Origin of the sequence: Myxococcus sp. AM011, assembly GCF_013372595.1 — a bacterium.
GTDB classification, from domain to species: domain Bacteria; phylum Myxococcota; class Myxococcia; order Myxococcales; family Myxococcaceae; genus Myxococcus; species Myxococcus eversor.
In genome coordinates, this window is the sequence record NZ_JABXEM010000155.1 from 1 (window position 1) to 26,410 (window position 26,410).

Genomic DNA, 26,410 nt, shown 5'->3' on the forward strand with positions numbered 1-26,410 from the left:
CCCGCGCCCCCTGCTCGCGAGGTGGCCCCGCCGCCGCCCGCCGCCGTGGCCACGGCACCGAAGGAAGAGGAGATCCGCTTCGCGGAGGACGAGGGTCCCAGCGCGCTGGGCGACCGCGACGGTGACGGTGATGGCGGCCCGGTGCTCACCGCCGCGCCCGAGGAGACGGTGGATTTGGCGGAGGAGCCGCCTCCCGCCGCCGCGCCGAGCCCCCGTGAAGAGGCTCCCCGGGACGCGGCCACCGTGCCCACCCCGGTGCCGCTCACGAAGTTGCAGCTCACCAAGGTCGCCGCGCGAAGCCCCGAGGCCGCCGTCGCCGCGCCGTCGCCGAAGGCCGCGCCTCGCCCGGAGGCCGTGTCCTCCACCGCGCCGCTCTTGTCGGAGCTGGCGCCCTCGCTGTCCCTGGACGACGAGCGCGGGGGACGTCCCTTCGTGCTCGGCGAGGGGCGCTTCAGCGTGGCGGTGGAGGGGGAGATCCTGACCCGGTTGGACGGGGTGGTGGCGCTCCAGGGCCAGGTGACCTTCCAGCCGGAGATGAAGCGCTTCCGGGGAAGGGCGACGGACAAGCCGTTTGGTGACGGGCCGTCGCGGATGGTCCGGGCGCGCGGGCGCGGGGTTCTCCACCTGGAGCCGGCCGACAAGCGCATCTTCCTGGCGGTGGACCTGGGTGAGGACTCGGCCTACTTCCGGGATGAGAACGTCTTCGCCTTCGAGGAGCCGGTGATGTTCGAGAACGGCCGGGTGCCGTCGGACATCGCCCCGGACCTGGACCTGGTCCACCTGCGGGGCCAGGGTCAGGTGCTGCTCAGCCTGCCGGGGCCGCTGCGCTCGGTGCTGGTTCGCCAGGATGCACCGGTGACGGTGCCCCTGACGCACCTGGTGGGATGGCAGGGCAACCTCACGCCCCGGGTGGTGCCCCTGCTCAAGTCCCCCTCGGGCGAGTCGCTGCGCACCGCGGTGGAGCTGGGGGGCGAAGGTTTTGCCCTGATCGCCCTCGGGGTTCGCTAGAAGAGCGCGCCATGGCCACGGACCGAGCGACCCGGAAGCAGCGCAAGAAGGAGGAGCGGGCGCGCCGTCGCGCGGAGCGCAAGCCGAGCCTGCTGGTGCAGGAGTTCTGGAACCTCCCCAACATGCTCACGTTGGGGCGCATCCTCCTCATCCCTCCCTTCGTCTGGTTCCTCTACGACGCCGACCCGCTCAGCTCCCTCTTCGCGGGCCTCGTCTTCGCCGTCGCCTCCATCACCGACGTGGTGGATGGCTACCTGGCGCGCAAGTGGAACATCATCACCGTGGTCGGCAAGTTCATGGATCCGCTGGCCGACAAGCTCATCGCCATGGCCGCGCTGGTGATGATGGTGCGGCTGGGGCGCATCGCCGCGTGGGTCGTCATCGTCCTGCTCGCGCGTGAGCTCATCGTCAGCGGCCTGCGCACCATCGCCGCGAGCGAGGGCATGGTCATCGCCGCCGGCCAGGAGGGGAAGTGGAAGACCTCCCTCCAGCTCGTGGGCATCATTTCACTCTGCGTTCACTACGTGCACCCGTTGTCGCTCGGCTCGTTCAGCACGCCGGTGGACTACAACCTCGTGGGCAAGGTGCTCGTCTACTTGTCCGGCGCGTTCTCGGTCTGGAGCGCCGTCGTCTACTTCCGCGCGTTCCTCGCCATGCTCGCGAAGCGAGGGGATGAAACGCAGGCTGCGAAAAGTGTTTGACGTGTTCGGAGGGCCTCTGTATACCCCACCTCACTTCGGACGCGGCGCCGACACGGGGCGCGGACGAGAGGGAAGTCGCGGTATCTGATGCGGGAATAGCTCAGCGGTAGAGCATCGCCTTGCCAAGGCGAGGGTCGAGGGTTCAAATCCCTTTTCCCGCTCCAATACGAAGGCCCCCTGGGAAACCAGGGGGCCTTTTTGTTTTGGCGCAATCACATGCATGACTGTCTTGTCCTCGGCGAGCCCGCAGGGCGGCGCGCTTGGAACAACGCTTCCTTGCCCTGGAGGGCGGGAGTGCTGGCGAGCGTGTCGGGCCCGCCTGGGTGACGGGCGGACAGTCTGGTTGCGTCGTGGAGGCGATGGGAGCGAGCGGCATCGGCTTGCCTCGCACGCACTCGGGCCTTGCTATAGAAGGGCCCCTTCATGATTCGCCTCGTCCGAGAACTGTACCAATACCGGGGCCTGCTCCTCAGTCTCGTCCAGCGTGAGCTCAAGGCGCGCTACCGCGGCTCGTTCCTGGGCTTCCTTTGGACGTTCCTGAATCCCACGCTGAACATGCTGGTGTACTCGCTGCTGTTCACCGTGATGATGCGGGCGAACACCCCCCACTACTCGTACTTCATGTTCGTGGGGCTCTTGCCGTGGATCTGGTTCTCCACGTCCCTGGGGGCGGGCGCGAGCGCCATCAGCGAGCGGCGCGACTTGATGACGAAGGTGCGCTTCCCGGCACAGGTGCTGCCCACGACGGTGGTGCTGACCAACCTCAGCAACTACCTGCTGTCCCTGCCGCTGATGCTGGGCCTGGGGTTGTTCCACGGCCAGTACCCCACCTGGCACGTCATCGCCTTTCCGGTGGTGGTCATCATCCAGCTCACCTTCACGCTGGCGATGACGTACATCCTGGCCGCCATCAACGTCACGTTTCGCGACTTGCAGCACATCGTCGGCAACCTCCTGACGATGTGGTTCTTCATCACGCCGGTGCTCTACCAGGCGTCCACCATCCTCGATGAGCGCGTGCGCTCGGTGGTGTTGGTGGCGAACCCGATGTCCAGCTTGATGCTCTCCTACCAGGCCATCTTCTACGAGCACCGGTTTCCGGACCCCTGGCCCCTGGCGGCGCTGGCCGCCTTTTCGCTGGCGCTGCTCTGGGGCGCCTCGATCCTCTTCGAATCCCGCCGCGAGGAGTTCGCGGAGTCCATCTGAGCCGTCGCCATGCAGGAACCCCTCGACGCCATTGTCATGCGCGATGTCGTGAAGAGCTTCCGGAAGAGGACCATCCGGGGCGAATACACGACCTTCAAGTCCGAGCTGCTGCGGTGGTTGCGCGGCAAGCGCCAGCCCCGGGAAGGTGGACTCATCACCGCCCTGCGCGGCATCACCCTGAACATCCCCCGAGGCAAGACGGTCGCCATCATCGGCCGCAACGGCTCCGGCAAGAGCACCCTGCTCAAGCTCATCACCGGCATCTACGCGCCGACCTCCGGCCACATGGAGATCAACGGCCGCATCTCCGCGCTGCTGGATTTGGGCGCGGGGTTCCATCCGGACTTCTCCGGGCGGGAGAACATCCTCATCAACGGCATCATCCTCGGCATGTCGCGCGCGGAGGTCCGTGAGCGGATGGATGACATCATCGCCTTCAGCGAGCTGGGCGAGTTCATCGACGAGCCGGTGCGGACGTACTCCAGCGGCATGTACATGCGGCTGGCGTTCGCGGTGGCCACGCACGTGGACCCGGACATCCTCATCGTCGACGAGATTCTCGCCGTGGGCGACGAGCACTTCAGCAAGAAGAGCATGGCGAAGATGACGGAGTTCAAGAAGCGCGGGAAGACCATCGTCCTGGTCACCCACGACTTGAGCACCGTGGAGCGTTGGTGTGACGAGGCCGCGTGGATCGACGGCGGCTACATCCGCCGCGTGGGCCGTCCGTCGGAAGTCGTGGCCGAGTACAAGCAGGCCATCGCCCTGGCGGAGGCCCAGTCCGTGGTCTTCACCCCTCCGGCGTTGACGGAGGACGGTGGCGCGCTGCCCCAGGTGAACGTGCCCGGCGCGGATGCGCCCGTGCGCCTCTCCGGCCTGAAGCTGGTGGGCCCCTCCGGCGAGGTGGTCCCCAACCTGACGCCCGAGGCCTCCGTCGAGGCCTGCGTGGACTTCTCCGCGAAGGGGCTGTGCGAGGACCTGGTGTTCGAGGTGTCGCTCCAGACGCTGGAGGGACGCGCGCTGTACGAGACGAGCACCCGGGTGGAGTCGGTGCCGCTGCCCAGGGAGCTGCCGGCCTCGGGGCGGGTGCGCTTCGTGCTGGAGCGCCTGGGGCTGCTGGCGGGCACCTACGTGTGCGAGGTGACGGCGCGCACGAAAGGGGGCATTTCCCGTGAGACTTGCACCTTCGTGGTGAGTTCTTCCGTGGCGGAGCGAGGGGTGTTCCGCCCTGTGCACCACTGGGTGGTGGAGCCCGTCCCAGTGGCCGTGGCGCCCGTGCTCGCGGGCGTGGGTCATCCCTGAGCAGGGCGGAGGACTCGCATCGCGAGGGGGAGTAGCCGTGCGGCCGGCACGTGAACGAGAGAGGCGGTACGGCGGTGAAGACAGTGCTGGAGAAGCTCGCCGGTGACGCGCAGGCGCCCGATGCGGCGCCTGGGGCGGGGGACCTGGCCCGGATGGTGGCCGTGGTGCGCGCGCTGCTGGACTCGCGTCGCCCCTGTCTTCCCGAGGCTTGTGAGGAAGTGACGGCGCTGGAGGGCGCGCTGCGACTCTTGACGGCGCAACTCCACCGCGCGCGTCCGGACGGCGCGCATGCGCTGACCCCTCTCCAGGAGGCCGCGCGTTGGGCGGTGCCGCACGAGTTCGTCGTGCCGGACTCCCACCGTGCCGCCCGGCTGGGCAAGGTGGTGACGGCCACCAAGCGCGCCTTCATCGAGGGGCTGCAGCCCTTCCACGTCGAGTCGCTCCGGCCCCAGGCGGACTTCAACAAGGCCGTGCTGCGGGTGCTGGAGTACCTGACGGTGCACCGGAGCCTGGGGCTGGGCGAGGACCTGTCGTCGTGGGCGCGCGCGCAGCTCGAGCCCAAGGCGGACCCGACGCGCTGGAAGGTGGCGCGCTCGCACCGAGGGGGCGCGCTGGGCTCGGTGGTGGAGGCCGCCAAGCGCTCGTACCTCTCCGCGGCGGGGCCCATGCTGGAGGGGCTGCTGCGGGGACAGGCCGAATGGAACACCGCCATGGTGGAGGCCGTCGTCGCCGCTGCCGGTCCGCGTGCTCCGGATGAGGCCACCGGCGCGAAGTGGGTGGCGGACCTGTGCGAGCGCAATGACCCGCTGCGGCCGGAGGCGATGTCCCGGACGCTGCGCGCGGGAGCTCCGCTGTGGACGGAGCTGTTTCGCCGGCAGACGCGCTTCAACGAGCAGGCGGTGCTGGCGCTCGCGAGCGTGCTGGGGACTCGCACGCCTCCGCCCCAGCCTCCGGCGCTGGGCGACTACGAGGGCTGGTGTTCACGTCGGGAGCCCGGGGACATCGAAGCGGCGCGCGAGGCGCTGACCTCGCTGCCCACCCGACCCCGGGTGTCGCTCATCACGCCCGTGTCCGACACGCCCGAGTCCTTCTTCCGCGAGTGCGCGGACTCCGTGCGAGCGCAGGTGCATCTCGACTGGGAATGGGTGCTGGTCGATGACGCCAGCACGGCCCCGCATGTCGCGGCGATGTTGCGCGAGGCGGCGGCGCGGGACTCGCGCGTTCGTATCGTCTCGCTGGGGCGGGGCGGGGACGTCGCCCGGGCGATGAACGCGGGACTGGCCGTGGCGACGGGCGAGTGGGTGGGCTTCCTGGACTGTGGCGACACGCTGGCTCCGCATGCGTTGGCGGAGGTGGTGCGGGCCACCTCGGCGGAGCCCTCGCTCGACGTCGTCTACAGCGATGAGGACCGGCTGGACGCGCAAGGACGGCGCACCGCGCCCTTCTTCAAGCCGGACTGGTCTCCGGACCTGCTGCGCTCGGTGAACTACGTCCGCCACCTCCTCGTCGCTCGCAAGCGCCTGCTGGACGAGGTGGGCGGCGTGCGCGACGGGTTCGCCGGCGCGTGGGACTTCGACCTGATGCTGCGGCTGAGCGAAGGCGCGCGCGGCATCGGCCATGTGGCGAAGGTGCTCTACCACGGGCGCGCGAATCCGGAGCTGCTCTCCAGCGCGTCGGCGGGACTCGCCGGGGCGACGGACGCGGGTGCGCGGGCGCTGCGCGAGCACCTGTCACGCAAGGCGGAGTCGGCCGAGGTGACGAGCCCCGCGCCCGACAGGTTCCGGGTGCGCTACCCGGTGAAGGGCACGCCGAAGGTCTCCATCATCGTCCCGTTCAAGGACCGGCCGGACCTGCTGGAGCTGCTGGTGCCGGGGTTGCTTTCGCGCACCACCTATCCCCACTTCGAGGTGTTGCTCGTCTCCAACAACAGCGTGAAGCCGGAGACCTTCGCCCTGCTGGAGCGGCTGCAAGACTCCCGGCTGGTGAAGCTGACGTGGGACTTTCCCTTCAACTACCCGGCCATCAACAACTGGGCGGCGAAGCAGGCCACGGGCGAGCTGCTCCTCTTCCTCAACAACGACATGGAAGTGGTGGACCCCGGCTGGCTGGAGGAGCTGGTGTCGCAGGCCCAGCGTCCGGAAGTCGGAGCCGTGGGATGCAAGCTGCTCTTCCCCGAGGGGACGGTGCAGCACGCGGGCGCGGTGGTGGGAATCACCGGCATGGCGGGACATCCCTTCTGGCGCCTGCCGGATGGCCCCATCTCCACGCCGTTCGGCCACACGGAGTGGACGCGCAACTGGCTGTCCGTCACCAGCGCGTGCGTCATCTTCAGGAGAGACCTCTTCGAGAGCCTGGGCGGCTTCGACGAGCGCTTCCAGGTGTGCGGCAGTGACGTGGACATCGGCCTGCGGTTGAACCAGCGCGGGCTGCGGGTGGTGTACACGCCGCACGCGCGGCTCATCCACCACGAGTCCGCCAGCCGGCGCGCGGACGCCGTGCCGGAGTCCGACTACTGGCGCTCGTATGTCTCCTATCGCCCGTGGCTGGGCGAGAAGGGCGACCCCTTCTACAACCCCAACCTCTCGCTGCTCGGCACCGACTGCACGCTGCGCCAGCACGCGGAGACGGGCGAGACGCTGGCCCTGCGCACGTTGACTCATGACGTGCCCAGCGCCCAGGACGCGGCGATGGAGGCCCGGGCGCTCGCCCAGCGCCACCTGGTGGAGCACCTGGGCGAGCTGGACTTCACGCCGGAGCAGGCGGCCGAATCGCGCGCCTCGGCCCCGGTGGCGCTGGCGGCCCTGCGCTCTCGCGGCGAGGTGCGCACGGCCTCCTGGTTCATCCCCGCCTTCGGCCACGTCTACGCGGGCATCCACACGCTGTTCCGCTTCGCGGACCTGATGCACCGCCGCCACGGCGTGCGCAGCGACTTCGTCGTCTACGACAAGCCCGGCGCCAGCCCCGGCGACTTCGAGGCGCGCGCGGCCACCGTCTTCCCGGAGGCGGCGGGGGCCTTCCGCGTCCTCTCCGGCGCGGCGGACCTGGCGCGGCTGCCCGCGTGCGATTTGGCCATCGCCACCTACTGGACGTCCGTGTACCAGGTGCTGCGCCACCCGAGCGCGGGCGTGCGCGCGTACTTCGTCCAGGACTACGAGCCCATGTTCTTCGCGGCGGGCACCCAGTCCGCGCTGGCGGAGCAGACGTACCAGCTCGGCTTCCAGGGCATCTTCAACACCCCGGGCCTTCGCGACACGGTGCGCGCGCTGCACGGCATGGACGGCTTCGCCTTCGAGCCCGCGGTGGACGGCGCGCTCTTCCATGCGCGGCGCCCCGCGCGCAGGGGGCCCGTGCGGGTCTTCTTCTACGGGCGCCCGGGCAACGAGCGGAACGGGTTCGAGCTGGGGCTCGCGGCGCTGACGCGGCTCAAGCACGAGCTGGGCCCGGCGGTGGAGATTCTCACCGCGGGCGCCGAGTGGCATCCGGAGTCCTACGGCGTTCGGGGCCTGGTGACGAACCTGGGCGTGCTCCCCGCGGAGCGCACGGCGGCGCTCTATCGCGAGTGCGATGTGGGACTGTGCTTCATGTTCACCCGACACCCGTCCTACCTGCCGCTGGAGATGATGGCGTGCGGCATGGCGGTGGTGACCAACGACAATCCCGCCAATCACTGGCTGCTGGAGGATGGAGGCAACTGCTTGCTGGCCGCGCCAACGCCTGCCTCGGTGCTGGCGCGTCTGCGGATGGCGGTGCTGGACGCCGACCTGCGCACCCGCCTGGGAGCCCGCGCCGCCGAGCGCGTGCGGCGCACCACCTGGGAGCAGCAGGTGGACCAGATGATGGCGCACTTGCTGACGCGGGAGGTTGGAGCGGCCCGCTCGGCCGCCGATTGACGGAGGTCACTCGGGGCCCGCTCGGCTGGCAAGGGGGCGGGCGGATAGCCGAGAATGCGGAAATCGCCAATGCGTCCAAGGTCCTCCCTGGGCGCTTTTACTCTTCACTTACAGCACGTCCCTTGCCTGACTGCCGCCAGGCATGGGAATGGTTGCGATGCTGCGGAAAATCCCGCTGGCAACCCTCTTCGGTCCATGCAGGCGGCGTCATTCACATCGGCACATGTACAAAGATATCAAGAGAGAGGGCCCGAATGGGGACGCGGCCCAGATGAGCGACAGTCTCCATTTCTGGAAGACGACCAGCGGCCACTCCTACCGGGAGCTGGTGCGGGTCCGCGAGGGGCAGGGCAACGCCGCGTACGGTCAGCAGGAACGCGTGTTGACCGCGCTCATCCGCTCCGAACAGCGCCGGTTGGACCGCCCCCTGTCCGTGCTGGAGTTCGGCTGTGGCTTCGGCCAGCACGCGACGTACCTCTCCCAGCTCTCCCATGTGCGCTACCACGGGTACGACATCTCGGAGTCGATGACGGAGCCGCTGCGCCTGGAGCCTCCCGCGTCGCTGCGCCCCGTGGAGGAGCGCATCTTCTGTGGGGATGACCCGCTCACCGCGGTGGGGGCCCGGCGCTTCGACGTCGTCTTCTCCGTCTCCACGCTCGTGCACAACCCGAGCGAGCGCATCACCGCGCTGCTGGAGACCATGGGGCAGCTGGTGCTGCCCGGCGGCCTGCTGGTGCTGGTGGAGAACCCGCTGATGCCGACCAGCGTGTGGGACCCCGCGTGTCATCCGGGCTCCTGGCTGCACGCCTTCGCGGACCTGCTGCCGGAAGGGTGGGACCTGCACCACGGCCCCGGCCTGGTGGAGACGAACGACGTCTACGTCCTCAAGCGCCATGCGGGGCAGGGCCGGCGCTACTTTCAGCTCTTGGGGCCCGAGGCTCCGCGCGACGAGTCCCAGCCGCTGACGCTGGAGGCGCTGCACGCGCGCGCCATGCCTCGGCTGCTGGAGTGGGCGGCCCGGGCCAACAAGTCGATGACCGCGCCCGTCGCGAGCAGCGAGGCGAAGGTGGTGGAGCTGACCGAGCGCCTGGCGGCGGAGTCCGAGCGCTTCGCTCGCCGTCAGCGGCTCCAGGGCCTGTCCGACGACCTCGCCCGCCTCCGGGCCTCACGCGCGCCGTTCCCGGACGCTCCGACCCCGCATGCGGCGCCGCCACATTCCGTCCCCGGCTTCATCCTCAACGCCTCGCTGGACACGCGCTGGTCCGCGGAACTGCCCCAGTTCAGCAAGCTGATGCATGTGTTCCATCAGGACTGGCACGGCATCCGCGCCGCCGCTGGCTACCTGCCGGGACAGAAGCTGGCCATCACCTCCGAGCGCGTGCTGGATGAGCGCGAGCTGCGCGCGGCGATTGAACTCGTCGAGCGCAGCGGGTGCCGCCAGGTCATCCTCCACGGCTACTCGTCCAACGCGCGTGACTTCGTGGTGTTGCTGCGCCGGGTGCTGGGCGCGTCGGTGCGCATCCTCGCGCTGTGGCATGGCTCGTCGGCGCAGTTCCATTACTCGTTCGAGCTGGACTGCTTCGCGCAGCTCATCGACCTGCGGCGCCGTGGCGTCATCGACGCGCTGGCGACCGTGAAGCCGGGCATGCACCTGCTGGCCCCGGAGGTCTTTCCGAAGACGGTGCTCAACCTGCCTCCCAGGCTGTCGGAGGCCGAGCGCATCGCTCCGACGCGCCGCCTCACTCGCGCCGCGCTCATCCCCACGCCCAACGACTGGCGGAAGAACTTCTTCACCAACCTCTTCGCCTGCCAGGCGTCCTCGCGCATCGACGACATCTACGTCACGGCGAGCTACCGGCTGCCGGACGTCATGAAGAGCCGCCGCCGCATCCATCAGGTCGCGCGCCCCAGCCGCACGGAGCTGTTCGACCTGGTGCGCCGCTGCGACATCGTCCTCAATGCCTCCCTGTCGGAGTGCCAGCCGATGACGGGACTGGAGGCGCTCGCGCTGCGCGTGCCGTGTATCTACGGGCCGCTCAGCCTGGGCGAGCTGGACTCGCATCCCTTCCAGAAGCTCGCGCAAGTCTCGGGCGTGGACTCCGTGGAGGTGGTCGCCGCGGCCATCGAGCGGATGGTGGCGCTGCGCGAGCGCTCGCCCGGGGAACTCACGGAGATGATGGTGGACTACGAGCGGGCCCTCACCTTCGAGGCGATCAAGGTCCTCGAGGAGTTCGTCCAGTCATGAGTCCGCGCCGAGTCTGTCTCGTCACGGACGAGATCTACCCCTTCACCCCGGGCGGTATCGGCCGCGTCCTCCACAACCTCATCGAGGACTCGCTCCGACGCGGGGACGGCGTGGAGTTCCACGTGCTGTTCCCCTCGCACACGACGGTGAAGCCGCGTGAGGTGGAGCGCCACTTCCAGAACAGGGTGAAGGCGCACGTCGCCCCGGCCCGCCGCGAGTGGGACACGAGCTTCGACGAGGGCGGTGTCTATCCTCCGCCTGGGGCGTTCACCGACACCGTCTGCCACGCCCAGTCGATGGAACTGCTGCTGGAGCTGCGCCGGCTGGAGGAGGCCGGAACTCGCTTCGACGTCATCGAGTTCCCGGACTACCGAGGCTGGGCCTTCTGCACCATCCAGGAGAAGCTGCTCGGCTGTGGCCTGGAGGGCGCGCGGGTGGTGGTTCGACTGCACTCGACGGGCGGGATGCTGGCGCCTTTCGAGCGCCAGTTGCTGAACTGGGAGCACATGGGGCAGTTCGAGCTGGAGCGCAAGGCGCTGCTCGACGCGGACCTGGTCATCGCCCACATCCCTGGCGTCGCCGAGCTGAACTGCTCGTTCTACGGCTTCCCTTCGACGTGGCTGGACAAGGTGGTGCGGGAGTTTCCACCCGTGGCCACGAAGGCGGCCCCGGTGCCGCCGCGCACGCAAGGCGAGCCGGACCTGCTCTTCGTCACCAAGATTCAGCAGATCAAGCGCACCGATGTGTTCGTCCGGGGCGCGGCTGGGTTCATGCGCCGCTTCCCGGAGTACCGAGGCAACGCGGTCCTGGCCTGCCATACCGCCAGCGCGGCCTACCTCGCGTACGTCCAGGGGATGATTCCGGAGGACCTGCGCTCTCGCTTCCTGTTCACCGGTCCGAGCAAGGACCGCGACGCGCTGATGCGGCACGGCATCGTCGTCATCTCCTCCGACTACGAGTCGCTCAACCTCACCGCCTACGAGGCCTCCGGCGCGGGTGCCACGCTGGTGCTCAACGGCGCGTGTGTCGCGTTCGCGCCGGGGAGCCCCTTCAAGGACGGGGTGAACTGCTACACGTACGGCGGCTCGGTCGAAGGGCTCGTCGACGCCCTGGAGCGCGCGTGGCGTACTCCGGCGCTGCTGCCGGTGGAGTGGACCGCGCAACCTCCGTACTGGGAGACCGCCCGCGAGCAGCCCGCGACGGCCCGGCTGGCCTCGAATGGCGCCCCGCCTCTCGTCAGCGTCCTCATCACCAACCACAACCTGGGGCGCTTCCTCCCGGAGACGCTGGCGAGCATCGCCGACAGCAACTACCCGGAGATTGAAGTCATCATCGTGGATGACGCCTCGACGGGCGCGTTCGACCACGAGGTGCTCAACCGCATCGAGGAGGCCACCGCCTCCGGCGCCAGCGGCGTGAAGCTCATCCGCAACGCGATGAACCGGGGCCTGCCCGCCTCGCGCAACATCGGCCTGCGCGCGGCGACGGGGGACTACATCCTCCCGCTGGACGCGGACGACTGCATCAGCCCCACCTTCATCCGCATGGCGGTGGAGGCGCTGGAGAACCACCGGGAGTTCGACGTGGTGGTGCCCGCCACGGGCTACTTCGACTCCGACGAGGGCCGGGCGCAGCGGCGCTTCATCGACTACGCCCTCTTCATCGGGGACTGTCCCTCGCTGGGCATGGTGGCCAACCGGTTGGCCTGCGCCACGTCGCTCATGCGCCGCTCGGTGTTCGAGCACCTGCGCTACACGGAGGAGATGACGAGCTACGAGGACTGGGACCTCTACCTGCGCCTGGCGCATGCGGGGCACCGCTTCCTCGTCACCAACGCGCTCCACTTCCATTACCGGCGGCGCAAGGGGTCGATGATCTCCGGCGTCAACCCGCGACGGCATCAGGAGCTGGTCTTCCAGCTCCACCAGAACCTCCCGCGCCCGTTGCCCTCGGGCGTCCAACTGGCGGCTTTCATGCTCCTGGCCTCGCCTCCCCACGGAGCGTCCGCGGCGCCCATGGCGGTGGCGGCGGGTGACGAGGTGCCGCTGCGCTATGGCGTGGTGGACACCCTCAACTCCACGCTGAAGCGCCTGCCGATGATGCACCGGCTCCTCAAGCGCGCGGCCAGTGGCCTGACGCCGGAGGGCGCGGAGGAACGGCCCACGCGCTACGCGCTGGTGGACCTGCTCAACCGCACACTCAAGGCGATGCCGGTGGTCCACCCCACCGTGAAGCAGGTGGTGAAGACCACCAGCAAGCTGGGCATGGGGCGCCGCTGAGCCGCGCTTCGCTCCCGTGACGGAAGTCGTCGTGGTGCCCGCCTCGCGAGTCGGGCACCACGGCGGGGATGCCGTTCAGCGGTCGGTCCGGGACTTGCCGCTCAGCCGGTCCGCGAGCTGATGCCGCAGGGGCCGCGCGTCCCCGTTCGAGCCCACCACCCACGAGACGGCGCCGCGCAGCGTGTGGTGGACGAAGTCCATGCGCTTGAGCGTGCCGTTGAGCCGGTCCACGACTCGGGTGAGCAAGGGCCGGGGGATGGCCGCCGCTGCCTGGGCGAGGAGCCGTGCCTCCTGCTTGCGGGCCTCTCCTCGGAGGATGCGAACCGCGCGCTCGGGATGTCGCGCGAGTCCCGGGTGCTTCTGGTTCAGGTAGGCCAACAGCCCATCGCGCTCGGAGACGAGCGACGTGCGTGTCATCGAGTCCAGCCGCACGCGGTAGTAGAACAGGCTCTCGGGGATGACAGAGCCTTCGAGCCCCCGCTCCGCGAGTGAGCAGAAGACGTCCCAGTCCTCGAACCCGGTGAGCCACTCGTCGTAGCCGCCGACCTCCTCGACGAGTCGACGCTCCATCAGCGCGGTGCAGGTGGAGGCCACGTTGGCCACCCAGAGGGCATCGCGCTCCATGCCCCACGGCACCCAGCCGCCCGTCACGCGGGTGGCGTCGTCGACGAAGTAGTTCACCTGCGACGTGGCGTAGCCCAGCCCCGGCGTGCCCTCCATCACCGCGACGGTCTTCTCCAGGAACGTTGGAGCGATGAGGTCGTCCGGGTCCAGGGGCAGGACGTAGTGGCCGCGGGCGTGCTTCAGCCCCGTGTTGCGGGCCGCGCTCAGTCCGCCGTTGCGCTGGCGGATGATGCGCAGGTCCGGAGCGCGGACCCGCTCGAGCATCTCGATGCTCTCCGCGTCGGTGGAGCCGTCGTCCACGAGGACAATCTCGTAGTCGGTGAAGGTCTGCGCGCGGATGGAGCGCAGTGTCTCCGGCAGGTAGTGCCCCATGTTGAAGTAGGGCACGAGCACCGACACGAGTGGCGTGTCGGACCTCGGCTTGACGCGCGTGGGAAGCACGCGGTGGCGCATGTCCGCCACGGACTCCACGGCGGCTTCCACCTGCTGCACGATGCTCGCGGGAGCGCAGTACCCGGCGATGCGGGCAGGGGCCTCGCGGCGCGCCGTCTCGCGCGGCGTGGGGTGCGTCAGCGCCATCTCCAAGGTGTCCGCCAGATGGGCCACGTCTCCCGCGCGGAAGAGCAGGCCGCTGCGACCATCCTCGATGAGCTCCGCCATGCCGCCCGCGTTGCCGCCCACGACGAGCGCGCCGGCGGACATGGCCTCCAGGCATCGGTGGGGGAAGTTCTCCCACAGCGCGGGGAAGCAGCACGCGGTGGCGTCCGCGAGGGCGACGGCGAGCCCGGGAGTGGAGCGCGCGAACTCGAACTCGATGCGCTCGCGCCACATGGGAGAGATACGGCGCTCCAGCGAGGCGCGCATGGAGCGACCCGCCGGCCCCGTCGGAGTGTCTTCACCGATGAGCAGGAGCGTCGCGTTGATGCCCCGCGCGAAGAGCATCTGCATCGCATCGACGAGGAGGTGGACGCCCTGCCGGTGCTCCAGCGGGCCGAAGTACAAGACCTGCGGTCGGCCTTGCTCCGCGTGCGCGGGACTCTTCGAGACGTCGTGAGGGAAGGGGTGGGGAATGACGACACCCCGGGTCTCCAGCTTCAGCCGCGAACGCACCTGGTCAAGCAGGGCGTGGGTGGGCGACAGGACCAGGTCCGCTTCGCGGATGGAGGTGTCCTCCATGTACTCCCAACGGGCCAGGTCCATATCCAACGAGGCGGAGCCGTTGAGCGCCCGAAGCTCGCGGGTGGGCGTGTGCAGCCGCACCGCGAGCACGGCGGAGGAGAAGTGGCCCAGCGTGCGTCGGGCCCTCAGGGCGAAGTAGCCCTCGAAGTCGCGCTCGGGGAACTCGATGAAGTCGAAGGCGTGACGTGCGTGCAGCTCGCGCAGGGACGAATAGACATCCATGGCGTGTCGCATCTGCGCGAAGGGAAAGGCGCCAGCGAAGGCCGAGTCCATCTCCGAGTGGACCGCGTGCACCTGGATGCCGGGCCACAGCGTGGCGGCGCGTTCGAGGCCCGCGTGCGGCGCGGTGAGGACATGCACCTCATGGCCCGCATCGGCGAGCGCGCGACTCATCAGCGCCGCATATGTGCCGATGTCGCCTCCGAGGAAGGGGGACAGCTCTCTGGAGACCAGGCAGATGCGCACGGAGACCTCTAAAAGAATGGCTATCGCCGACTGGAGCGGCGACGGGAGGGGCCACCCGATGGCCCAGGGGGACGCTCGGGAGCCTCGTTGCTCGCGCCTTGTCGTCGTGGGGCCCGTGACGATGTATCCGCGCCGTCCGTCTCCCGCGAGGCATGCGTGGACGCGGCGGAGCTGACCGCCCCCTGCGAGGCGTGAGGCGAGGATGAGGCCTTGCGGTCCGTCTTCGGTGAGGGCGACTGCTGCTCCGTGCGCTTCGTCGTCGACGAGGCTGGGGTTACCCCGCCAGCGGCCTCATGGGTGGCGAGGCTCCGCGCTGTCTCCTCCATGCGCGCGAGACGGCGCTCCACGTCCTGCCGCCAGGTGGCCTGGGTGCGCGCGTGCTCACGCTGGACGTCATGGATGGTGGCGAGCGCATCCAGGATGGACTCGTTGAACTCCACCTGCTTGCGGAGCGTCTCGTTGATGAACGGCTGGAAGGCGAGACGAAAGGCCCGCTTCGCGAGCACGAGCGCCAGGCCCGACAAGCCGCCACGGTGGGACGTCACCGGCCCGGCGTAGCGACTGTCCATCTTCCCGCGAGCCTCTTGCAGCAGCGCGGGCCAGGGCGTCGAAGTGGCGGGCCGCGCGGAGGCCTCCAGCGTCTGGCGCAGGGCCTCGCGTGCTTCAGCGGTGGGCTCGGGCAGCTTCTGGGTCTCCTTCGCCACGGCCTCGGGCGAGGGAGCACGGGTCAACAAGTCCTCAGCGCGCACGTGCGTCACCTCGAACGAAAGAGAGTCCTTCCAACAGCGTCATGACGGCCTCGTCGGGGCGTGACGGCTCCAGCATCACCAGCCTGTCACCCAGGTGACGGCGCGCGGGCTCCAGCACCGTCGATGGATGCTCGGCCATATACGTCCCCAAGGCCCTCGCGCCGACGTGCGGCATGAGCGCCTGGGCCGAGAGCGAATCCACCCCCACCAAGATGACCGCCGCCGGTGACACGCGCACCGCGGTCTCCAGCGAAGAGGAGCCCGGTAGCACTCCAGGTCCTCGGCCCACGGGTTGGTCTGGCGTGAAGTGCCACACGGCCACTCCATCCACCTGCTCGGGGCCGCTCTCCAGCGACGCTTCGGCACCGCGAGGTCGGAGCGCGAGGACTCGCGCACCGGGCAGTCGCTCCGCCAGCTGACGCGCCAGCCGAGACGCCGCTTCCTCGGGGCGCACGGTGTATCCCGGGCACACCAGCTCCACGGTGACGTGCCCGCGCGAAGCCATGGAAGCGGGCGCCTGAGTCGAAGGCGTGGTCAGCATGGCTTCGAATGCCTCACGGACCTGCTCGGCCACGCGCGCTTGCGAGAGCGCCTGGAGCCGTGCCCGCTGGGCCGCCAGCACCTGCGCTCGCAGGCCTGGGCTCCGGTCCAACACCGCGAGCAGCTCCGCGACCTCCGCCGGGTCGTCCGACAGCGTCGCGAGCCCCGCGCCGCCCATCGTCTCCGGCACGGCCGCCGCGCCGTAGGCGACGACGGGCACGTTCCGGTACATCGCCTCCAGCAAGGGCACGCCAAAGCCTTCGTGCCGGCTCATGGAGAGATACGCGGACGCGGTGGCGAAGCACGCGGAGAGCTGCGCCGCGCTCACCCGACCCAGGAACAGGACGCGCTCCGCGCCGAGCACCTCCTTGAGTCCGTGCAGGTACGCGCCATACGCGCCATCCCGATGCAGATACCCGGCGACGACGAGCCGGCTGCGAGGCTGGTACAGCCGCTGGTACGCGGTGAAGACGCGCAGCACGTCGTCCACCTTCTTGCTGGGAACGGCCCTGCCGACGAAGAGGACGTTGGCGCAGCCGTCGCTCAGCTCCGCGAGCAACCCAGGGTCCGGCGCCGTGTCGAAGGCGCTCCAGTCGATGGCGAACGGCAGCGTCGACACCGACGCGTAGCCCGCGGCCACCAGCTCCTCGGCGCTGAAGCGCGAGTAGGCGAACGCCCGCTCGACGTGGGGCCGCAGCTCCAGCAACTCGTCCCGGGCCGCGTCGCATGCGGCGGCGACCTTGCGCTCGAAGCCCTCGAACAGCCGGGCAGGCGTCACGTTGTGGTACACGAGCACCTTGCGACCAGGCGCCCGGGCGATGAGCGGCACCAGTCGGGACTGGAAGCTGTGATGCACCAGCAGCACGGAGTCCGGGCGGGCGTGCTTCTCATGCTCGCGGACGTGCCGGACCTGGTCCTTGCACGCGTCATCCCAGTCCTCGGCGTAGATTTCCGAGGCGAAGCCCCAGCTCCGCAAGAGGCCCTGGAGGTAACGCACCTGGTTGCCCACCGCGTCTCCCCAGGCGAGCCGTGGGAGGAGCTGGTGGACGGCCCGGGGGCCCGACGTCAGGGGGCTGTGTCTGGATGCGCTCACGCCCGGCTCCCTTAGCGCCGCGAGGGGGAGCACACAAGCCCGAGCCCCCTGGCGCCTTGACCGTCGACGACCCCTCCGATACGCAGGCACCCTCTCTGAGCACTCGAGGCCCGCGGCACATGAACGTATTGGTGACAGGAGGGTGTGGCTTCATCGGCTCCAACCTCGTGAGGTACCTGCGGCGCGAGCGACCCGAGTGGACCGTCGTCAACCTGGACCTGCTCACCTACGCGGGCAACCTGGAGAATCTGTCGGACCTCGAAGGCGACCCTCGCCACGTCTTCGTCCGAGGCGACATCAGCGACCGCTCGCTGGTGGAGCCATTGCTGTCCACGCACGCCATCGACGCCGTGCTGCACCTGGCCGCCGAGAGCCACGTGGACCGCTCGATTCTGGGGCCGGAGGTGTTCATCACCACCAACGTGCTGGGCACCCAGCGACTGTTGGAGGCCTGCCGCGCGCAGCGCGTGAAGCGCTTCGTCATGGTCTCCACGGACGAGGTCTACGGCTCGCTGGGCCCCACGGGCGCCTTCACCGAGTCCTCGCCGCTGCAGCCCTCCAGTCCGTACTCCGCCAGCAAGACGAGCTCGGACCTGGTGGCGCTCGCGTACCACCACACGTTCGGAATGGACGTCGTGGTGACGCGGTGCTCGAACAACTACGGGCGCTACCAGTTCCCGGAGAAGTTGATTCCGCTCATGGTGGTCAACGCGCTGCACGACAAGCCGCTGCCGGTCTACGGCGATGGCGCGAACGTGCGCGACTGGCTGCACGTGGAGGACCACTGTCAGGCGTTGCTGCGCGCGCTGGAGCAGGGCCGCGCGGGCGAGGTGTACAACATCGGCGGCGGGGCGGAGCGGCGCAACATCGACATCGTGAAGGCCATCCTCGGGCTGGTGGGCAAGCCGGAGTCGCTCATCCAGTACGTGAAGGACCGGCCCGGACATGACCGGCGCTACGCCATCGACCCGTCGAAGATTCGCGCGGAGCTGGGCTGGACGCCCGCGCATACATTCGAACAGGCACTGGCGGAGACGGTGCGCTGGTACGTGGACCACCCCACGTGGTGGACGCGGGTGATGAGCGGCGAATATCTGCGGTACTTCGAGACGCAGTACCGAGGCCGTCTCCAGGGGAGGGCGTGACATGCGCGTGCTCGTCACGGGCTCCAACGGTCTGGTGGGCAGCCGCGCCTGTGTGCTGCTGGAGAAGCAGGGCCACACGGTAGTGGGACTGGGCCGAGGGCCCCGGCGCACGGGCGGCGAGTACGGCTACGTGTCCGTGGACCTGACGCGCGAGGCGGACGTCGCCGGCGCGCTGGAGGCCGCCGCGCCCGAGGTCGTCATCCACTGCGCCTCCATGACGGAGGTGGACGCCTGCGAGAAGGACCCGGAGGCGGCCTACGCCGGCAATGTGGATGCGACGGCGGCGGTGGCGCGTGGGGCTCGCAAGGCCGGCGCGCACCTGGTGCACGTGTCCACTGACTACGTCTTCGATGGCGAGGCGGGCCCCTACGACGAAGCCGCGACTCCCAACCCGCGCGGCGTCTACGCGGTGACGAAGCACATGGGTGAGCAGGCGGCGCGGGTGCTCGCGCCCGGCTGCGCCATCGCCCGGACGGCGGTGGTGTATGGCTGGCCTCCGGTGGAGGGGCGGCTCAACTTCGGCGCGTGGCTGGTGACGAATCTGGAGAAGGGGCAGCCCGCGCGGCTGTTCGAGGACCAGGTTGTCTCGCCCAGCCTCGCGGACAACGTGGCGGCGATGCTGGTGGAGTTGGGGGAGCGCAAGCTCGGGGGCGTGTGGAATACGTGCGGCGGCACCGTCGTCGACCGCGTGGCCTACGGACGGGCGCTGTGCGAGGTGTTCGGGTTCGACGCGAAGCTCATCGTCCCCACGCGCATGGCGGAGCTGAAGCTGCCCAGTCCCCGGCCGCTGAAGGGCGGGCTCAAGACGGACAAGGTCCGTGCGGAGCTGGCGGCGAAACCCCTGGAACTGACCGAGTCGTTGACGCGCTTCCACGCGACGTGGAAGGCCGCGCGCGGGCACTGACGTCGAGAGGTGGACATGAAGGGCATCATCCTCGCAGGCGGCTCGGGCACGCGGCTGTACCCACTGACCCGGGTGGTCAGCAAGCAACTGCTGCCGGTGCACGACAAGCCGATGATCTACTACCCGCTCAGCACGCTGATGCTGGCGGGCATCCGCGACGTGCTCATCATCTCCACGCCGCAGGACCTGCCGCGCTTCCGGGAGCTGCTGGAGGACGGCACCCAGTGGGGCATGCGCTTCGAGTACGCGGAGCAGCCCCGGCCGGAGGGACTGGCGCAGGCGTTCGTCATCGGCCGCGACTTCGTCGGCGAGGACCCCGTGTCGCTCGTCCTGGGCGACAACATCTTCTACGGGCACGGACTCAGCAGGCTGGTGCGCGAGGCCGCGAAGCGCACGGCGGGCGCCACCGTGTTCGGGTACTACGTGAAGGACCCGGAGCGGTACGGCGTGGTGGAGCTGGACGCGAACAACCGCGCGGTGAGCCTGGAAGAGAAGCCGCTCAAGCCGAAGTCGAACTACGCCGTCACCGGGCTGTACTTCTACGACAACCAGGTGCTCGACATCGCCGCCGCGCTCAAGCCGAGCAAGCGGGGCGAGCTGGAGATCACCGACGTGAACGCCGAGTACCTGCGTCGCGGACAGCTCGACGTGGAGCTGATGGGGCGTGGGTACGCGTGGCTGGACACGGGGACGCACAGCTCGTTGATGGAGGCGTCCAACTTCATCGAGATCATCGAGCGGCGCCAGGGCCTCAAGGTGTCGTGCCCCGAGGAGATTGCGTACCGGATGGGCTACATCGACGCGAAGCAACTGGTGACGCTGGCGGAGCCGATGCGGAAGAACGAGTACGGGCAATATCTGATGTCCGTCGCGGAGAACCGGGGCGCGGTGTCATGAAGGTGACGCCGCTGGAGATTCCGGACCTGTTGCTGGTGGAGCCGAAGGTCTTCGGTGACGACCGGGGCTTCTTCATGGAGCTGTTCCACGAGAAGCGCTACGCGGACGTGGGCATCCCCGGGCCCTTCGTGCAGGACAACTATTCGCGCTCGGCGCGGGGAACGCTGCGCGGACTGCACTTCCAGGAGCCGCGAGGGCAGGGGAAGCTGGTGCAGGTGTTCGCGGGGAGCGTGTACGACGTCGCGCTCGACGTCCGGCGCGGCTCGCCAACCTTCGGCCAGTGGGTGGCGGTGGAGCTGTCCGGGGAGAACCGCCGACAGCTCTGGATTCCGCCCGGCTTCGCCCACGGCTTCTGCGTGACGAGCGACACCGCCGACTTCCACTACAAGTGCACGACGCTGTACGCGCCGGAGACGGAGCGCTGCATCGCGTGGAACGACCCGGACCTCGCCATCCCCTGGCCGGTGTCCGAGCCGTTGCTGTCCCCCAAGGACTTGCGCGCGCCTCGCCTCAAGGACGCGCCGGTGCTGCCCTCGCTGTAGCTCGGGGCGAAGGCAGCTCGGGGGGCTTCTTCAGAAGGCGCCGCCCGCGCGCAGGTTGATGCCGAACTCGAGGTAGCCCTTGAGACACAGCATCATGTGCATCCAGCCACCACAGTTGTCGTAGGACGCCTCGATGCCCTTCGCGTCCGTCTTCCAGCCGGACTCGCGAATCTGGACCAGCGTGTTCCGCTCGTCGATGGGCTTGAACAGCATCTCCACCAGGGTGTTGTAGCCACCGCCCGCGGCCTCCCACTCGAAGGCGATGCGCTCGTCCTTCGCCACGGTGCGGATGACGACGTCGTGCTCGCCCGGCACCTCCGCGAACCGCCACTTCACCGTCGTGCCCTCCACCATGGGCGCGCTGGCGGCCTGCACGAAGTACCCGCTCAACTTCTTGGGGTTGATGACCGCGTCGAAGACCTCGGCCACCGGCTTCTGGATCTTCAACTGCACCTGGAACTTCGGCTCCATGGAGCTTCCTCCCGCTGGGGTTTCGTCGAACGACATGTTATACTTCTATAACATGTCACGGGAAGCCCAGGACGACCAGATCTTCAAGGCGCTGGCGGACGCGCGGAGGCGGGCGATGCTGGACTTGCTGAAGACCGCGCCGCGGACGACGGGCGACCTCTGCGAGCACTTCGCGGCGTCCCTGGACCGGTGCACGGTGATGCAGCACCTGGGCGTGCTGGAGCGCGCGGGCCTGGTGATTGCCGTGCGAGAGGGGCGCAAGCGATGGAACTACCTCAACGCCGCGCCCTTCAAGGAGATCCACGACCGGTGGATCTCCCCCTATGCCGCCGAGGCGGTGAGCCTGTTGGCCCGCTTGAAGAAGGACCTGGAGGAGGACTGAGTCCTCCTCGCCATGTCGGCTACAGGCTCTTCAGGAACTCCACCAGCTCCGTGCGCTGCGCCGCATCCGGCACGTAGAAGGGATGGGGCGCCTTGTCACCGCGCATGGGGTCCACCAGCGACGTCAGCCCCACCACGGAGCTGTCATGGAGGAAGCGGTCCTTCCTCCCCAGGTCGAGCAGCAGCGGCATGGCGGAGCCACGCGGCTCGCCCCGGCGGCTGGCATCCACGACGACGGTCTTGTCGTCGAAGATGGTGGACGGGTCATTCTGGATGGGGTCGAAGGCGATGGGGCGCACCCCGGCCTCGGCGGGACGCTCCGCGAGCACCGTGGGGTTGTAGCCCGGGAAGATGGACTTCATCGGCACGATGAAGGACGGGACGCGCTTGCTCTGGGCCACGTTGTGGCAGCGGGTGCACCGCGCGGCGAACTGCTCCTTGCCGCGCGCGGCCAGGGTGGCGTCGAAGGCCCCCGGTGCCGGCGCCGCGAGGCCGTCGGTGTACGCATTCAAGTCCCTCAACGCGTCCTCGCTCACCCGCAGGCCCACCGGGGCCTCTTCCGTCCCCGCCTTGTCCGCGGTGACTTGTGTCGCGGTGATGTAGGGGAAGCCCTCGCCCACCACGCCTCCCTTTCCTCGGACCTGGGTGTCCTTGAGGATGGTGAGGTAGTCATCCGCCAGCTCGTTGCCCGCGGCCTCGTCGAGCAGGGCCCGGAGGAACGCTCGCCCCTCCGGCGTCACCAGGCTCGTCGGGTCCAACAGCACCGTGTAGACGAGGTTGTCGAAGTTCTCGAGCCGGGCGATGTCGCCGGGAGTTCCCCAGGGCGCCGCCAGGTCCGTCCGGAAGAAGGGCGCGATGTGCTGCTGCGCGCCCGTGCCGTCCGGCGCGTCATCGAAGGTCCCCAGCGGATAGAAGGCCGGGTTGCCCACGAGCGCATCGACCTGCGCCTCGGTGGACGTCTCGGTGAGTCCCTGGTCCGACGGCGCCCGGCCAATGGACTTGTTCCCGAAGGCGGCGAACTTCACCTGGAGGAGCGGGAAGAACGCGCGCGTGTTGGCGGCGAGTGCGAAGATGCCACCGACGTTGAGGTTGTGCGGCGTCGGCCCGTCGACCTGCTTGCCGATGGAGCCGCCCCCCAGGTTGTTCGGAGACTTCACCACCGAGCCATCGGTGATGGCGTGGCACAGCGCGCAGCTCACGCCGACCTTGTCACCGGTGGCGACGTCCAGCTTGCCATCGCCGTTGCTGTCCTTGACCACGACGCCAATCACCGCGTTGGCGTTGAGCAGCGCCAGCGTGGTGGCCGGGTCATTGAGCAGCGGCCCGCTGGTGCCCTGGGCGGCCAGTTCGTTCGCCACCGCCGTCTTCGTGGCGGCGTCCAGCGCGTCCACGTTGACGCTCAGGCCCGCTTGCAGCGCCTGCACCGGCGTGAGCTTCGCGGCGACGATTCCCGCGGGCAGTCGCGCCGCGTCGGTCCAGAAGCCCTCGTTGCCGAAGGTCTCGAAGCGGAACACCTGCTGACCCTTCGTCGCGTCTCCTCCCGTCAGACGCGGCAGGTCCGGCCCCTGGTCCGCGGGGCCCTCCTGTGTCTGGTTCTGATTGACCGAGTCGCCATTGTCCTTGCTTTTCGAGCAGGCCCCCTGCGAGGTGGCCAGCGCCGCGGCGAGGAATACCCAGCCGACATGCCCGTGAGTCTTGTTCATCCCGTCCCCCAATTGCTGACGCGCTTCAAAGCGCGCTGCTATTGAGGCACTGCGCGCACACAAGGCACGGGCATTTCGCGCGCGCCCGAAAGCCCGTTGTTCCAGCGACACCCGGGTTGATCTCCGGTGCTCAGTTCGGCCCTGGAGTCCCAGATGCCTTTCGCCAGCCGACGCTTTCGCCGCGCGGTCAGGTCGCGACGCCGGTGACGCTCGCCCGCGCCGCGTCGCACTCCTCGCAGCCGTTGTCCGGAGAACAGAGGAACGTGAGCGGCGCCACGGTGAGCCGGTCCACCGCGAGGGGCACGAGCGCGCGGGAGTCGAACAGGCGCGCGGGTGCATGACCCACCGGTCCTTCATGCTGGAGGCTTCGGGCCCGGAGCCAGTCGTCGGCGATCCGGAAGCCCTGGCAGCAGTGGTCCGTCTCGGGAATCATCACCGTGCCCACCACTCCGTCGACCTCGACGACACACGGATGGGAGATGGAGTAGGGGACGTTCGCCAGCGCCTCCGCCAGGTGCAGCGTCGTGTTCTCCGAGTGCGTCACGCCGAGCAGCAGGACCTGGCCGCCCAGCTCATGCACCCGGCCCACCGGACTGTCGGGGCCATGCGGCGGGGCGAGGGGCTGCGGTCGGCAGATGTCCGCCGCGTGGGGGCCCTCGGCGGCGAACGAGCCTCCCGGGTGCGTGCTGCGGGTGACTCCGGGTTGTCGCCAGAACAGCTCCGCGGTGATGCCCATGTCCGTGGTCGGCGTGGACACCGGGTCGAACACCGTCTCCCCGTCGGTCATCGTGGGCATGACCAGCGTGCCTCCCGGGCCCACCGCCGCGCGCAAGGCGCCAATCAGCCCGAGAGGGCCTCCCTCGACGGGCCGCACCGCCTTGAAGGACGTGTGGACCAGGAGCACGCCTCCCTCGCGGACGTCCAGGGACTGAAGCTGCTCCACCACTTCCCGCTGACTGAACTCGCGCATGGACACCGGGAGAGTCTACCGGGCCGGGCGCCCTGTCGCCGCCCGGGAGCGCCCCAATCCGCGAGGGAGCGTCCGAGCCCTCCCGCGTTTCCCGTGCGCTCCCGGGTGCCCCCGGTTAACGCTGGGACGCCGGGGGTGGTGCCGCCCGGGACGGGACGGGCCCGTCCTCCGTTCCGCGTGCATGCCCTGGGGTCCCTCGATGATTCCCTTCTCCGTTCTCGACCTCTCCCCCATCCGCCAGGGCAGCGACGCCGGCGACGCCCTGCGCTCCACGCTGGACCTGGCTCGCCACGCGGAGCGCTGGGGCTTTCAGCGCTTCTGGCTCGCCGAGCACCACAACATGACGGGCATCGCCAGCGCGGCCACCGCCGTCGTCATCGGCCATGTCGCGCAGGGCACCTCCACCATCCGCGTGGGGGCCGGCGGCATCATGCTCCCCAACCACTCGCCGCTCGTCATCGCCGAGCAGTTCGGCACGCTGGAGACCCTGTACCCCGGCCGCATCGACCTGGGCCTGGGCCGCGCTCCCGGCACGGACCAGCGCACCGCCTCCGCCCTGCGGCGCAGTCGCGTGGACTCCTCCGACGCGTTCCCCCAGGACGTCGCGGAGCTGCAGGCCTACTTCCGGGAGCCGGAGCCTCACCAGGCCGTGCGCGCGGTGCCAGGCATGGGCCTGAAGGTGCCGCTGTGGCTCTTGGGCTCCAGCCTCTTCAGCGCGCAGCTCGCCGCCGCCATGGGACTGCCCTTCGCGTTCGCCTCGCACTTCGCGCCGCAGCAGATGATGACGGCGCTGCGTCTGTACCGCAGCCAGTTCCGTCCGTCCGAGGTGCTCCAGAAGCCCTACGCCATGCTGGGCCTCAACGTCTTCGCCGCCGACACCGAGGCCCAGGCCCAGCACCTCTTCACGTCGCTGCTGCAGGCCTTCGTCAACCTGCGGCGCGGCCGGCCGGGCCAGCTCCCCGCACCCGTGGAGACGATGGACGGGCGCATCACCGAGTATGAGCTGGCGGAGGTCGAATCCATGCTGGCCTGCTCCATCGTCGGAGACCCGGAGCAGGTGGGCGAGGGACTGCGCTCCTTCATCGCCGAGACGCAGCCGGATGAGTTGATGATCACCGCGCAGATTTTCGACCACACGGCGCGACTGCGCTCCTACGAGCTGCTCTCGCAGGTGCACGCCAGGCTGTCGCGCGACGCGAAGCCCACGACGTCTGTCGGCGGGTGAGCGAGCCCGGCGCTCGGGAGGCGACTTCCGGGCGCGTCCGAATTGATACAGCCGATACATGTGTCAGCAGATTACGGACGTGGAGGGAGCTTCACCGGAATTCGGGCCTTGGGCATGATGCGGGAGTTCCACCTCTGGCCCTGGAGTTTCCGATGAAGGCTCCCCGTATCCTCGTCGCGCTGACCGCCTGCTTCTCCTTGTCCCTCCTGGCCTGTGGAGGCGGCGAGCCCACCTCGGAGGCCGCCGAGACGCAGGCCCCCGTGAGCAGCGTGGAGCAGGGCATCGGCATTCCGCCGGTCTGCGCGAGCGGCGACTCGCTCCTCTACTGGACGGAGAACGTGCAGGCCTGCGCCCCGAAGTGCGGCACGACGCGCGTTCCGGGCCAGCCGGCCACGCTGTACGCGGCCTGTCAGTCGAACATCGCCGGGACGAAGACGCTCATCAACGTGCGTCACTGCATCCCGGGCTGCAACCCGATTGAGTAGTCGTTGCTCCACGCGCTGCCGTCGCGCGAGCCTCCGGTCCGCTCCGGTTCGTGACCCTCCTGGAGCCACGCCACCGTGAGCGGACGCGGGGGAAGGCTCTCGCTACTCGGACACGTCCGGCGGGAGCATCTGCTTGCACCGGGTGATGCCACGCTGCGCGTCGGCGAAGCGGGGGTAGTCCTTCGTCACCGCCCGGTAGAGCTTGATGGCCTCCTCGCAGTTGCCGTCGTCCTCCCGGGCCCGAGCACGCGCCAGTCGCTTCGTCACGTCGTCGATTCTCGCTCCCAGTTCTCTCGCGTGTGGCAGAGGTCCCCCGACAGGACGACGGTCCCCGTCCGAGGGAGGTTCACCTGCAGCGACTGGTGGCCCGGCGTATGTCCCGGCGTGGAGAGGATTCGCACGCTGC

At 69.3% G+C, this 26,410-nt stretch carries 21 protein-coding genes and 1 tRNA gene; 15 read left to right on the forward strand and 7 right to left on the reverse strand.

The window, feature by feature from the left end:
* From HUW62_RS28480 to HUW62_RS28515, 8 genes are all read left to right on the forward strand, one after another.
* Positions 1–1,008: AIM24 family protein (locus HUW62_RS28480; RefSeq protein WP_176436183.1), on the forward strand; the 1,008-nt coding region annotated here is incomplete at its 5' end.
* Positions 1,009–1,019: 11 nt separating this feature from the next.
* Positions 1,020–1,709 carry a CDP-diacylglycerol--glycerol-3-phosphate 3-phosphatidyltransferase gene (gene pgsA, locus HUW62_RS28485; protein WP_163864842.1) on the forward strand — a complete coding sequence of 230 codons (690 nt, stop codon included), beginning with the start codon at positions 1,020–1,022 and terminating at the stop codon, positions 1,707–1,709.
* 89 nt (positions 1,710–1,798) lie between these two features.
* Positions 1,799–1,873, forward strand: a tRNA-Gly gene (locus tag HUW62_RS28490).
* Positions 1,874–2,132: 259 nt separating this feature from the next.
* Positions 2,133–2,915 carry an ABC transporter permease gene (locus HUW62_RS28495; RefSeq protein WP_163864843.1) on the forward strand — a complete coding sequence of 261 codons (783 nt, stop codon included), beginning with the start codon at positions 2,133–2,135 and terminating at the stop codon, positions 2,913–2,915.
* Between the two features lie 9 nt (positions 2,916–2,924).
* A complete protein-coding gene (locus tag HUW62_RS28500; RefSeq protein WP_163864844.1) occupies positions 2,925–4,217 on the forward strand; it encodes an ABC transporter ATP-binding protein in 1,293 nt (430 codons plus the stop codon).
* A gap of 50 nt (positions 4,218–4,267) precedes the next feature.
* On the forward strand, positions 4,268–8,107 hold the full coding sequence (locus tag HUW62_RS28505) for a glycosyltransferase (protein ID WP_368670494.1): 3,840 nt from the start codon (positions 4,268–4,270) through the stop codon (positions 8,105–8,107).
* 271 nt (positions 8,108–8,378) lie between these two features.
* The gene (locus HUW62_RS28510) at positions 8,379–10,352 is read left to right on the forward strand and encodes a class I SAM-dependent methyltransferase (protein WP_176436184.1); all 1,974 of its coding nucleotides are present in this window, start codon (positions 8,379–8,381) and stop codon (positions 10,350–10,352) included.
* Positions 10,349–12,631, forward strand: a complete 2,283-nt coding sequence (locus tag HUW62_RS28515) for a glycosyltransferase (RefSeq protein WP_163864846.1) — start codon at positions 10,349–10,351, stop codon at positions 12,629–12,631. Before HUW62_RS28510 ends, HUW62_RS28515 begins: the two co-directional genes overlap by 4 nt.
* Before the next feature lie 75 nt (positions 12,632–12,706).
* On the opposite strand, the gene HUW62_RS28520 is transcribed toward HUW62_RS28515, so the two are convergent.
* Genes HUW62_RS28520 through HUW62_RS28530 form a run of 3 tightly spaced genes read right to left on the reverse strand, consistent with a single transcriptional unit; the run spans position 12,707 to position 17,281 of the window.
* Entirely contained in the window at positions 12,707–14,899 is a 2,193-nt protein-coding gene (locus HUW62_RS28520; protein ID WP_368670495.1) for a glycosyltransferase, read from the reverse strand.
* Between the two features lie 20 nt (positions 14,900–14,919).
* Entirely contained in the window at positions 14,920–15,648 is a 729-nt protein-coding gene (locus HUW62_RS49005; protein WP_240356287.1) for a hypothetical protein, read from the reverse strand.
* On the reverse strand, positions 15,638–17,281 hold the full coding sequence (locus HUW62_RS28530) for a glycosyltransferase (protein WP_368670496.1): 1,644 nt from the start codon (positions 17,279–17,281) through the stop codon (positions 15,638–15,640). The genes HUW62_RS49005 and HUW62_RS28530 overlap by 11 nt, the downstream gene beginning before the upstream one ends.
* Positions 17,282–17,400: 119 nt before the next feature.
* Between HUW62_RS28530 and rfbB the strand changes: the two genes are divergently transcribed.
* The 4 genes from rfbB to rfbC are packed head-to-tail and all read left to right on the forward strand — an operon-like array spanning position 17,401 to position 20,769.
* A complete protein-coding gene (gene rfbB, locus HUW62_RS28535; RefSeq protein ID WP_176436185.1) occupies positions 17,401–18,426 on the forward strand; it encodes a dTDP-glucose 4,6-dehydratase in 1,026 nt (341 codons plus the stop codon).
* Position 18,427: 1 nt separating this feature from the next.
* Positions 18,428–19,330 (forward strand): SDR family oxidoreductase, encoded by a 903-nt coding sequence (locus HUW62_RS28540; RefSeq protein WP_163864848.1) that lies wholly within the window; start codon positions 18,428–18,430, stop codon positions 19,328–19,330.
* Positions 19,331–19,345: 15 nt separating this feature from the next.
* Entirely contained in the window at positions 19,346–20,227 is an 882-nt protein-coding gene (gene rfbA / locus HUW62_RS28545) for a glucose-1-phosphate thymidylyltransferase RfbA (RefSeq protein ID WP_163864849.1), read from the forward strand.
* The gene (gene rfbC, locus HUW62_RS28550; protein WP_163864850.1) at positions 20,224–20,769 is read left to right on the forward strand and encodes a dTDP-4-dehydrorhamnose 3,5-epimerase; all 546 of its coding nucleotides are present in this window, start codon (positions 20,224–20,226) and stop codon (positions 20,767–20,769) included. The genes rfbA and rfbC overlap by 4 nt, the downstream gene beginning before the upstream one ends.
* Positions 20,770–20,799: 30 nt before the next feature.
* Here rfbC and HUW62_RS28555 read toward each other — a convergent pair whose 3' ends face one another.
* Positions 20,800–21,276, reverse strand: a complete 477-nt coding sequence (locus HUW62_RS28555; protein ID WP_240356288.1) for an SRPBCC domain-containing protein — start codon at positions 21,274–21,276, stop codon at positions 20,800–20,802.
* Here HUW62_RS28555 and HUW62_RS28560 point away from each other — a divergent pair.
* Entirely contained in the window at positions 21,275–21,622 is a 348-nt protein-coding gene (locus HUW62_RS28560; RefSeq protein WP_240356289.1) for a helix-turn-helix transcriptional regulator, read from the forward strand. The two genes, HUW62_RS28555 and HUW62_RS28560, sit on opposite strands and share 2 nt — an antisense overlap.
* 19 nt (positions 21,623–21,641) lie before the next feature.
* Here the strand turns inward: HUW62_RS28560 and HUW62_RS28565 are convergent, their stop codons facing one another.
* On the reverse strand, positions 21,642–23,324 hold the full coding sequence (locus HUW62_RS28565) for a hypothetical protein (RefSeq protein ID WP_176436186.1): 1,683 nt from the start codon (positions 23,322–23,324) through the stop codon (positions 21,642–21,644).
* A gap of 187 nt (positions 23,325–23,511) precedes the next feature.
* The gene (locus HUW62_RS28570) at positions 23,512–24,294 is read right to left on the reverse strand and encodes an AAC(3) family N-acetyltransferase (protein WP_176436187.1); all 783 of its coding nucleotides are present in this window, start codon (positions 24,292–24,294) and stop codon (positions 23,512–23,514) included.
* Between the two features lie 199 nt (positions 24,295–24,493).
* Here HUW62_RS28570 and HUW62_RS28575 point away from each other — a divergent pair, with 199 nt between their 5' ends.
* Positions 24,494–25,519, forward strand: coding sequence for an LLM class flavin-dependent oxidoreductase (locus HUW62_RS28575; protein WP_163864852.1), 1,026 nt, complete (start codon positions 24,494–24,496; stop codon positions 25,517–25,519).
* Positions 25,520–25,671: 152 nt separating this feature from the next.
* The gene (locus tag HUW62_RS28580) at positions 25,672–26,004 is read left to right on the forward strand and encodes a hypothetical protein (protein WP_176436188.1); all 333 of its coding nucleotides are present in this window, start codon (positions 25,672–25,674) and stop codon (positions 26,002–26,004) included.
* Positions 26,005–26,106: 102 nt separating this feature from the next.
* On the opposite strand, the gene HUW62_RS28585 is transcribed toward HUW62_RS28580, so the two are convergent.
* Complete coding sequence (locus tag HUW62_RS28585) at positions 26,107–26,271, reverse strand: tetratricopeptide repeat protein (protein WP_176436189.1); 165 nt, start codon at positions 26,269–26,271, stop codon at positions 26,107–26,109.
* Positions 26,272–26,410 lie beyond the last annotated feature (139 nt).